The 9,641-nt window shown below is 41.2% G+C and carries 8 protein-coding genes; 6 read left to right on the forward strand and 2 right to left on the reverse strand.

Annotation, left to right across the window (positions count from 1 at the left end; genetic code table 11):
* Nucleotides 1-47 precede the first annotated feature (47 nt).
* The 6 genes from B0B05_RS01595 (at nt 48) to acs (ending at nt 7,785) form a co-directional block, all read left to right on the forward strand.
* A complete protein-coding gene (locus tag B0B05_RS01595) occupies nt 48-275 on the forward strand; it encodes a DUF6814 family protein (protein ID WP_076781756.1) in 228 nt (75 codons plus the stop codon).
* A 162-nt stretch (nt 276-437) separates the two neighbouring features.
* Complete coding sequence (locus B0B05_RS01600) at nt 438-632, forward strand: hypothetical protein (RefSeq protein ID WP_076781757.1); 195 nt, start codon at nt 438-440, stop codon at nt 630-632.
* Nucleotides 625-3,300, forward strand: coding sequence for an ATP-binding protein (locus B0B05_RS01605; protein ID WP_076781758.1), 2,676 nt, complete (start codon nt 625-627; stop codon nt 3,298-3,300). The genes B0B05_RS01600 and B0B05_RS01605 overlap by 8 nt, the downstream gene beginning before the upstream one ends.
* Nucleotides 3,301-3,324: 24 nt before the next feature.
* Nucleotides 3,325-3,687, forward strand: coding sequence for a response regulator transcription factor (locus tag B0B05_RS01610; RefSeq protein ID WP_076781759.1), 363 nt, complete (start codon nt 3,325-3,327; stop codon nt 3,685-3,687).
* 80 nt (nt 3,688-3,767) lie between these two features.
* Complete coding sequence (locus tag B0B05_RS01615) at nt 3,768-5,663, forward strand: AMP-binding protein (protein ID WP_076781760.1); 1,896 nt, start codon at nt 3,768-3,770, stop codon at nt 5,661-5,663.
* Nucleotides 5,664-5,877: 214 nt separating this feature from the next.
* Entirely contained in the window at nt 5,878-7,785 is a 1,908-nt protein-coding gene (gene acs, locus B0B05_RS01620) for an acetate--CoA ligase (RefSeq protein WP_076781761.1), read from the forward strand.
* Nucleotides 7,786-7,857: 72 nt separating this feature from the next.
* Here acs and B0B05_RS01625 read toward each other — a convergent pair whose 3' ends face one another.
* Together B0B05_RS01625 and B0B05_RS01630 are read right to left on the reverse strand one after the other, a co-directional pair.
* Nucleotides 7,858-9,270, reverse strand: coding sequence for a TolC family protein (locus tag B0B05_RS01625; protein WP_245799154.1), 1,413 nt, complete (start codon nt 9,268-9,270; stop codon nt 7,858-7,860).
* Nucleotides 9,271-9,321: 51 nt separating this feature from the next.
* Nucleotides 9,322-9,641 (reverse strand): IS1595 family transposase (locus tag B0B05_RS01630; RefSeq protein WP_143745926.1); only part of this gene is annotated, 320 nt, incomplete at its 5' end.

A 9,641-nucleotide genomic window follows, 5' to 3' on the forward strand; every position in this document is an offset into this window, starting at 1 on the left:
TACTCTAAATTAATTCACGATTTATTAATTTTAAAAACAAAGAAATAATGGACGGACTAAAAAAAATATTAGGAATAATCTGGATATTGCTGGCGCTGGTAGTACTGTATTTTGGGCTAACCGTAATGGGAATCCCCAAACTGACATCCGGAAAACAGGAGGATCTGGTATTTGGGATCATCATTGTATTTATCCTTTTGCCAATCGTTTCCGGAGGATTAGGTGTCTTTGGGTATTACGCACTGAGCGGCGACTATTCCGAAGAAAAATTATGATAAAACCAAAATACTAAATTATAATTGTGATAATTGATGGGTGAGATTTTTTATCCATCAATTATCTTTTAAAATAGGTGAGAAAGTTGCGAACAGAAAATCCGTGCAACGATGAAATAAAACCCGGATTGCAAATCATTTATCACTTATGATTGATCATTTATGAAAAAGCGACATGAGCAAAAGCTGATTATCCTAAGTTTCGGACTGATGATATTATTCAGTGCTCCGGTGATTCTTTTATTCAATAGTGAGAGAGAAGTATTTGGTTTTCCGATGATTTACATTTACATCTTCGGCGTGTGGTTTTTCTCCATCATCATTTCATTTGCCATTTTCAAAAAATACGATGAATAGCCTGGCCTTATTTGCAGTTGTCATTCTCTATCTCGCCCTTCTTTTCCTGGTCGCCCATCGCGCAGAGAAAAAGAAGAGCAAGATCTGGGTCAACAATCCTTACATCTATGCATTATCGCTGGCGGTCTATTGTACCGCGTGGACCTATTACGGCAGCATTGGCGTTGCTGTGAATGACGGGCTGGATTATCTCCCGATTTATGTTGGGCCGATGATGATTATCCCGGCGTGGATCTATATCAACCGCAAGATCATCCGAATTGCAAGAATCAACAAAGTCAGCAGTATTGCGGATTTTATCTCGCTGCGTTACGGGAACAGCCGTTCGTTTGGAGCGATTATCACATTGGTCTGCATTTTTGGGATTATCCCATACATTGGCCTCCAGATCAAAGCCATATCCGAGACCTTCCATTTGGTAACACAAACACCAATTTCTAAAAATATATTGACAGACAACGCAACTTACGTGGTGGTATTGCTGGCACTATTTTCGTCCTATTACGGGACGCGTTATGTAGATGCCTCCGAGAAAAGACTGGGTATTATCTCCGCCGTGGCAATGGAAAGTTTTCTCAAATTGATTTTCCTGATAGTTCTCGGGATCTTTGTGACGTTTTTTGTTTTTGACGGATTCTCAGACATTTACGAAAAAGCCAGTCGGTTTAAGGACTTTAAAACTAAAAATACATTTTCTGGATTAGAAGGGAGTATCAACTGGATGATTTTAAGTATCATTTCAGCTTCGGCAATTTTCCTGTTACCAAGGCAGTTCCACACAACAATCGTAGAAAACAGGCAAGAGAAACATCTGAAAACTGCCATTTGGTTTTTCCCACTTTATCTGTTGATTTTCTGTTTTTTCGTCTTTCCGATTGCCTGGGGCGGACGGATAATTTTTGACGGGCAAGCTGTCAATCCGGAGTTTTATTCGATTCTGATTCCACAGTATTTCAATAATCAGATCATCACGGTTTTGGTTTTTCTTGGTGGGCTAAGTTCATCCATTTCGATGGTTATTATTTCGAGCATTACACTTTCGATAATGCTTTCCAACAATTTTATCATACCTTACGGATGGCTGGATAAACTGAAATCTGATAACGAGACTCAAAACACAAAAAACATCACCAATATCCGGAAAGTCAGTATTTTTATCCTGATTGTGACGGCTTTTATTTTCTATAAATTTTTCATTCTCCAGAACAGTTTATATTCTGTAGGATTGATTTCTTTTGTGGTGATTTCTCAATTAGGCCCTTCATTTTTTGGTGCTATTTTCTGGAGAAGAGGTAGCTACAAAGGTGCCGTAACGGGGCTGATTGCCGGATTGATTATCTGTTATTTTGGGCTGATCATTCCGCAGTATTATTTCTCATACAACCAGGAGTTCAAAGGCTTTTTGCGGGATATGTACGACTGGTTCAGCTTTTTCAACATTCCTTATTTGGACAGTATTTCGCAGATTTTCTTTTGGTCAATATTGGTTAACATCGCTTTGTTTACCATCATCTCAGTCAGTCAAAAAGGGGATTATAGAGAAAGAAACTTTGCCGAAATCTATGTGGATGTTGACCAATATATCCAAAATCACGAGAACGCTTTCATCTGGCGCGGAAAAGCTTATGTCTCTGACATCCGGAACATTCTGGTAAAATTCCTCGGTGAGAAAAAAACCGAGCAGGCAATGCGGATTTTTAACCTCAAATATAACATCGATACCAGAACCGAAACTGCGGATGCGAGGTTTATTAAATTCTCCGAAAATCTCTTGTCCGGAAGGATTGGGACAGCTTCTGCAAAAATCCTGATTGAAGGGGTGACTTATGAAGATAAGATCTCACTGAAGGAAGTTTTAGAAATCCTGGAAGAATCCAAAGAAAATATCAGCCTTAATAAAAAACTGATGGAACAAAGCCGGGAACTGCGCCAACTGTCCGAAGAACTAAGTTCTGCCAATGAAAACCTTATTTTCAAAGACAGGCAGAAGGATGACTTTTTGGATTCGGTGGCGCATGAACTCAGAACGCCGATTACTGCCATCCGCTCTGCTGGCGAAATATTGGCTGACGATGATGATATTCCGTTAGAAATCAAGAAAGAATTCCTCAATAATATCATCACAGAATCTGACCGGCTGAACGAAATCATCAACGATATCCTCTATCTGGATAAGCTGGAACACGGCGAAATTGCTTTGAATATAGAAACCAGCAATATTGTTGAAACCTATCAAAAAGCACTCAAACCTATCAGCCATCTGATTTATCAAAAAAATATCCACCTGAACGAGGTTAACTTGCTCACCAATCCTCACTTCCGATATGATGAAGCACGGTTGATTCAGGTTTTCCAGAATATCTTGGGTAATGCGCTGAAGTTCACTAATGAACAGGGAACGATCCAAACCAAATTTCAGGAAAGAGAGGATGAAGTGGTGATTTCGATATTCAACACCGGCCGGCAAATCCCTGTGGAAGATGTAGATCGGATCTTTGACAAATTTTATCAATCCAAAAATCAAAATATCAGAAAACCTTTGGGAACCGGCCTAGGATTATCAATCTGTAAAAAAATAATCGAAGCACACGGCGGAACTATCTCTGCCAGGAATATGGAAATCGGCGTGGAGTTTCAAATTGTATTAAAAAGAAATGAGGAAGAATAGAAAAAGTAAATAAACCAGAAGAAAATGATAAAGATATTAATAGCAGACGACGAACACAAGATCCTCATGTCTTTGGAATACAGCTTCAGGAAACAGGGTTATGAAGTTTTTATAGCAAGAGACGGGACAGAAGTTTTAGAATTATTAAAAACCATTATCCCGGATGTGATTTTACTGGATATTATGATGCCAAACCTGGATGGTTACAGCACTTTGAAAGAAATTAAAACGATGGATACACTCAATCATACCAAAGTAATTTTTCTGAGTGCGAAAACCAATCCGAAAGATATCGAAAAAGGTTTGGATTTGGGTGCAGATGCGTATGTCACAAAACCCTACTCGATCAAAAAACTCATCCAGCAGATAGAAGAAATGGTGAGATAAACAAGATTCAGGACAAAAGGAAAAGATTCAAAGCCGTAGACAAACAACGAAGATAAAACCAGACAAAAACTTAGAAAGCTATGAATTACGATCAATTATTCAGCGACAGTATTCAAAACAAAGACGCTTTTTGGAAAAAGCAAGCCGGAGAAATCAGCTGGTTTAAGTTTCCTCAGCAGATTACTTCTGCGGATGAAAACAACTATAACCAATGGTTTGCCGATGGAGAACTCAACATGAGCTATCTCTGCATAGATAAACATATAGAAGATGGGTTTGGTGAGCAGATTGCCGTAGTATATGATTCTCCGGTAACTGATCAGAAACAGACTTACACTTTTCATCAGTTAAAAAATGAAGTATCTAAGCTGGCCGGTGCGCTCCAATCTTTGGGATTAGAGAAAGGCGATACAGCCGTCATCTATATGCCAATGATTCCGCAAACTCTTTTTGCAATGCTGGCCTGCGCCAGAATCGGCGTAATTCATAACGTTGTATTTGGTGGATTTGCACCGCACGAGCTGGTGGTGAGAATAGACGACTGCAAACCCAAAGTGATGATTACCGCAACGGCAGGCGTAGAAATCACGAAGAGAATCCCCTATTTGCCTTTGGTGGAAAAAGCCATTGAATTAGCTCAGGATAAGGTAGAACACATCATCGTTTATAATAGAAAATTAGTCGAAAATAAGCACGAGATGTTTGACGGTATTATCGATTACGAAGAGATAGTCAGTCAATCAGAACCTGCAGATTACATCCCTGTAGAATCCAACCATCCGCTGTATTTACTCTATACTTCAGGAACCACTGGCAAACCAAAAGGAATCGTGAGAGATACCGGCGGCTACGCAACAGCGCTTAAATTTTCTATGAAATACCATTATGGGATAACAGAAGGTGAAACTTTTTGGGCAGCATCCGATTTTGGCTGGGCTGTTGGCCACAGTTATTCCGTTTACGGCACTTTGATTAATAGAAACACGACCATTATTTTTGAAGGTAAACCCATCTTGACGCCTGATGCCGGAACGTATTGGAGAATTATTTCGGAATACAAAGTTGCCGCAATGTTTACCGCACCTACGGCCATCCGAGCCATCAAAAAAGAAGACCCAAACGGGGAATTGGTTAAGAAATATGATCTCTCCCACTTAAAAAAACAATTCTTAGCCGGTGAACGTTGTGATGTTGCAACACTGGACTGGTTTGAGGAGCACGTTGGCGTGCCGGCAATCGACCACTGGTGGCAGACAGAATCCGGGTCTCCAATGTTGGGACTACTGACAGCAAATGACGATTACAAAATAAAAAGAGCATCGGCAGGAAAACCAATCCCCGGCTACGACATCGAGGTTTTTGATGAAAATGGCTACGAACTGGCACCGCATCACGAAGGTTACCTTGTCATCAAATTGCCGCTGGCTCCCGGTGCAATGTTGGGTATATGGAATGACTTTCCTCGCTTCAAAAGCAGTTATTTGTCGCAGTTTGAGGGTTATTACTTTTCCGGAGATGGCGCCATTGTGGACGAAGACGGCTATGTGTTTATCACCGGCCGCGTAGATGATATCATCAATGTGGCAGGGCATCGGTTATCAACCTCCGAGATGGAAGAAGTGGTTTCCTCTGATCCACACGTCGCCGAATGTGCCGTTGTTGGGATAGAAGATGCCCTGAAAGGACAAATCCCATTTGCGACCGTTGTCCTGAAAAGCGGAACAGAGATCTCGGATACCGACCTTGAAAAGCAAATTGTACAAAACGTAAGGGAAAAAATCGGTGCTGTGGCCTGCCTCAAAAATGTAATGGTTGTAAAACGTTTGCCAAAGACAAGATCGGGGAAAATATTAAGAAAGCTTATCCGTACTATGCTGGATGATAAGGATTTCCAGATCCCATCCACGATTGATGATGAAAACATCATTGATGAATTACAGGAAAAAATTAAATTTTATAAAAATATCGCCAAATAATTTTCGGATTTTATAGGTATTTTCTAAATTAGAAAAAAATGACAAAACCTCAACATAGCCCCGATTGGAGCATCTGTCTGAGCTCTCCCAATTTTTTGTGGCGGGAAAAGCTGTGGCAATTGGGAAGCGAGTGCGGAAAGCGGGTGGCAAAAGTCTAAGACAACCCAAACATCTTGCTCCTAAATATTAAACAATAAATTATAAAACAAAATATATGAGAAATTATCACATTCAGAATTTACAGGATTATTTTAAAGAGTACAAAAAGTCTATAAAAAATCCGAAAAAGTTTTGGGACAAGATTGCCGACGAAAATTTTGTGTGGTACCAGCGCTGGTCCAAGGTTGTGGATTATGACATGAGCGAGGCCAAGATAAAATGGTTCAAAAACGCAAAACTGAATATTACTAAAAACTGCCTGGACAGGCATCTTGCGGTGAGAGGAGATAAAACCGCTATTATATGGGAACCGAACGACCCCAAAGAAGAAGCACAGCATATCACTTATAATGAGCTCTATGAGCGCGTCAACAAGACAGCCAATGTATTGCGCGAAATGGGCATACAAAAAGGCGACAGAGTCTGCATCTACCTGCCAATGATCCCGGATTTGGCCGTAGCTATGCTGGCCTGCGCCAAGCTGGGAGCTGTCCATTCAGTAATATTTGCCGGCTTCTCTGCCTCAGCGGTAGCATCCAGAGTGAATGACTGTGGCGCAAAAATGGTGATCACCTCAGACGGAAGCTACAGAGGAAACAAAGTCCTGGACTTAAAAAGTATTGTGGACGAAGCCCTGGAGAAATGCGAATGCGTGGAAAATGTGCTGGTGGTAAAAAGGACTCACAATGATGTAAAAATGAAGGAGCCCAGAGATCACTGGATGTCCGATTTTTACGACAAAGCTTCCTCGGATTTTGTTTCGGTGATAATGGATGCCGAAGATCCGCTCTTTATCCTCTACACATCCGGTTCCACAGGAAAACCAAAGGGAATGCTGCACACCTGTGCCGGATATATGGTTTATACTGCCTATACATTTAAAAATGTTTTCAATTACAAAGAGAATGACATCTACTGGTGTACAGCAGATATTGGCTGGATCACAGGCCACTCTTATATCCTTTATGGCCCGCTTCTGAATGGTGCAACCACCGTCATTTTTGAAGGTGTACCTACTTTTCCGGATGCAGGAAGGTTCTGGGAAGTGATAGAAAAACATCAGGTTACACAATTCTATACCGCGCCAACAGCCATCCGGTCTTTGGCAAAAGAAAGTGTAGAATGGGTGCAAAAACATAATCTGGAATCTCTGAAAGTCATCGGATCTGTAGGAGAACCTATCAATGATGAAGCATGGCACTGGTACAATGACCACGTGGGTAATAAAAAATGCCCTATTGTAGATACCTGGTGGCAGACAGAAACCGGCGGCATCCTAATCTCGCCAATCCCTTTTGTAACACCTACAAAACCAACTTACGCCACTCTGCCATTACCAGGAATACAGCCTGTGCTGATGGATGACAAGCGCAATGAGATCTCCGGCAACCAGGTAACGGGTAATCTTTGCATCCGCTTCCCTTGGCCCGGAATTGCGAGGACGATCTGGGGAGACCACCAGCGTTATAAAGAAACTTATTTCTCTGCTTTCCCGGGTAAATATTTTACCGGTGACGGCGCTTTGCGGGACGAGGTAGGTTATTACAGAATCACGGGGCGTGTAGATGATGTGGTGATTGTATCCGGTCACAACCTGGGCACAGCGCCTATCGAGGATAGCATTAATGAGCATCCTGCAGTGGCTGAATCGGCTATTGTTGGCTATCCGCACGATATCAAAGGTAACGCGCTCTATGGTTTTGTTATCCTCAAAGAATCCGGGGAAGAAAGAAACAGGGAGAACCTGGCCAAAGAGATCAACCAGCTAATATCCGAGCAGATTGGGCCAATCGCAAAGCTGGACAAAATACAATTTGTTTCCGGATTGCCAAAAACCAGATCCGGCAAGATTATGCGTAGGATCCTGAGAAAAATTGCAGAAGGCGACTTCTCGAACTTTGGAGATACTTCTACCCTTCTTAATCCTGAGATTGTGGAAGAGATCAAAAACCAGAGAGTTTAATAATCTATTATCATTAGCTATAAAAAAATTGCCCGCAAAAAGCGGGCAATTTTAATGAATAATCTTATTATCCTAGTTCAGTTTTCCGCCTAAGGCTTTAAACAGAAGCACGTTGTTTCTGGTACTCTCATGCTGGAACTTCAGGAGATCCACCTCTGCCTGCAATTTGCTTTTCTGAGCATTAATCAATTCAAAATAATTGGCATAACCCGTGATATACAAATCGGTGGAAACCTCGATGCCTTTGTCCAAAAATTTGACTTCTTCATCTTTAAGATCCAAAACACGGTGAAAAATCCCGGTTTGTTTTAGAATAGACTGCAGCTCGTTAAAAGCGCCGGTAACACTTTTCTGATAATTGAGAAAAGCAATCTCCTGCTCGCTATTGGCAATACTGAACTCATATTTTAGCTGCCCTTTATTGAACACAGGTACCATCAGCCCGCCCAAAAGCTGCCCGGCCAAAGAAGCGGGTTTAAAAAATGTTTCTGCAGAAAAAGAGTTAAGCCCAAAGCTTGCCCCCAAATCAATTCTCGGATAAAATGCTGCTCTGGCAGCCTTAGCATCGGCTTGTGAAGCCTGCAGAGAATAATAATTGGACACGACATCCGGCCTGGAATGGATGACGGCGTCTACATTAATAGTCTTATTCAAAATATCAAAATTAGTGGCTAAAAGTGCAGAACTCCGCTCGATCTCACCGCCGTAGACGCCGGTAAGGGTTGAGATCGCCTGCTTCACAGTAACTATCTCTACCTTGATATGTTCTATCTCAGCCAGCCAGTTGTTATTCTGAGCTTTGAACTGCTGCACGGCAAGCTCTGTCACTTTACCAACTTCGCGCTGTGCTTTTATAATCTCAAAAGCTCTTTTCTGAAGATTATAATTATCCTGGTAGATTTTCAGCCTTTTGTCCAGCGCTATCAGATCATAATAAAGATTGGCAATATCTGTAAAAAGGTCGGTCTGCAATAATTTCAGCCCTTCCTCCGAGGCTAAGAATTTGTTTTGTGCAGCCTGCTTTCTGTTCTTCAGCTTTCCCCACACATCAATTTCCCAACTGCTTCTTGCACCCATCCAGTAATTAGGCGTAATATCGGTATTGATCCTTTGGTCATCTGTAATATTAGATGACAGGTTGGTATCATAATTCCCCACGCCTTCCATTGTATATTTACCATACCGATCACCGGAAACCAGGGCGCCAACATCCAGAGAAGGCAACATCTCTGACCTGGATCTTCTCAGGACACTGTTGGCCATCTCTACTCTCTGCTGAGCAATTTTAAAATCGGGGTTGGCTGTTTTTACCTGATCAAAAATGACCAAAAGATGAGGGTCTGTAAAATAACTTTTTAAATTAATCCCGATAAAGTCTCCGTTGGCCTGTGGCGGTTGTGGCACGTCAAGCTTTGGGGTCTTTTCTGTCTCCCTGATGCTGCTAACCTTAGGCACCGCACAGGAAATGACAGATAGGGCACTCACGCTGTAAAAAATTAGTTTTAATTTATTTCTTTTATGTATATCCGTTTTTAATCATACTGCTGTAATATTAGCAATAATGAGCCTTTCGAATAGTTTGTCTCCGAAATATCTTCGATTTAGTTTGTAAATAAATTCGTTGAGATACAATTGAAGATATTTTCTTTTGATTTTATGATAATTTCCCAATAGATTTCTTTTAGCATTGCTGATGGTGATGTGAACCCATTTTAAGGTTTCGTTGGTAGTTTCTTTATCAGATTTTTCGGTGATATGAAGTTCAACAAAATCTGAAATATCAACGTATGATGTGCTTTTATCCGTGAAAACAATGCTTTGATTATCAATCGATTCTTTTATGGTTTCATTAATTT

It is taken from the genome of Epilithonimonas bovis DSM 19482, from assembly GCF_900108115.1.
GTDB lineage: Bacteria > Bacteroidota > Bacteroidia > Flavobacteriales > Weeksellaceae > Epilithonimonas > Epilithonimonas bovis.

Bases quoted from the DNA above. Each gene is read 5' to 3' on its own strand.
- B0B05_RS01595 (WP_076781756.1), top strand. From the start codon at position 48: ATGGACGGACTAAAAAAAATATTAGGAATAATCTGGATATTGCTGGCG.
- B0B05_RS01600 (WP_076781757.1), top strand. From the start codon at position 438: ATGAAAAAGCGACATGAGCAAAAGCTGATTATCCTAAGTTTCGGACTG.
- B0B05_RS01605 (WP_076781758.1), top strand. From the start codon at position 625: ATGAATAGCCTGGCCTTATTTGCAGTTGTCATTCTCTATCTCGCCCTT.
- B0B05_RS01610 (WP_076781759.1), top strand. From the start codon at position 3,325: ATGATAAAGATATTAATAGCAGACGACGAACACAAGATCCTCATGTCT.
- B0B05_RS01615 (WP_076781760.1), top strand. From the start codon at position 3,768: ATGAATTACGATCAATTATTCAGCGACAGTATTCAAAACAAAGACGCT.
- acs (WP_076781761.1), top strand. From the start codon at position 5,878: ATGAGAAATTATCACATTCAGAATTTACAGGATTATTTTAAAGAGTAC.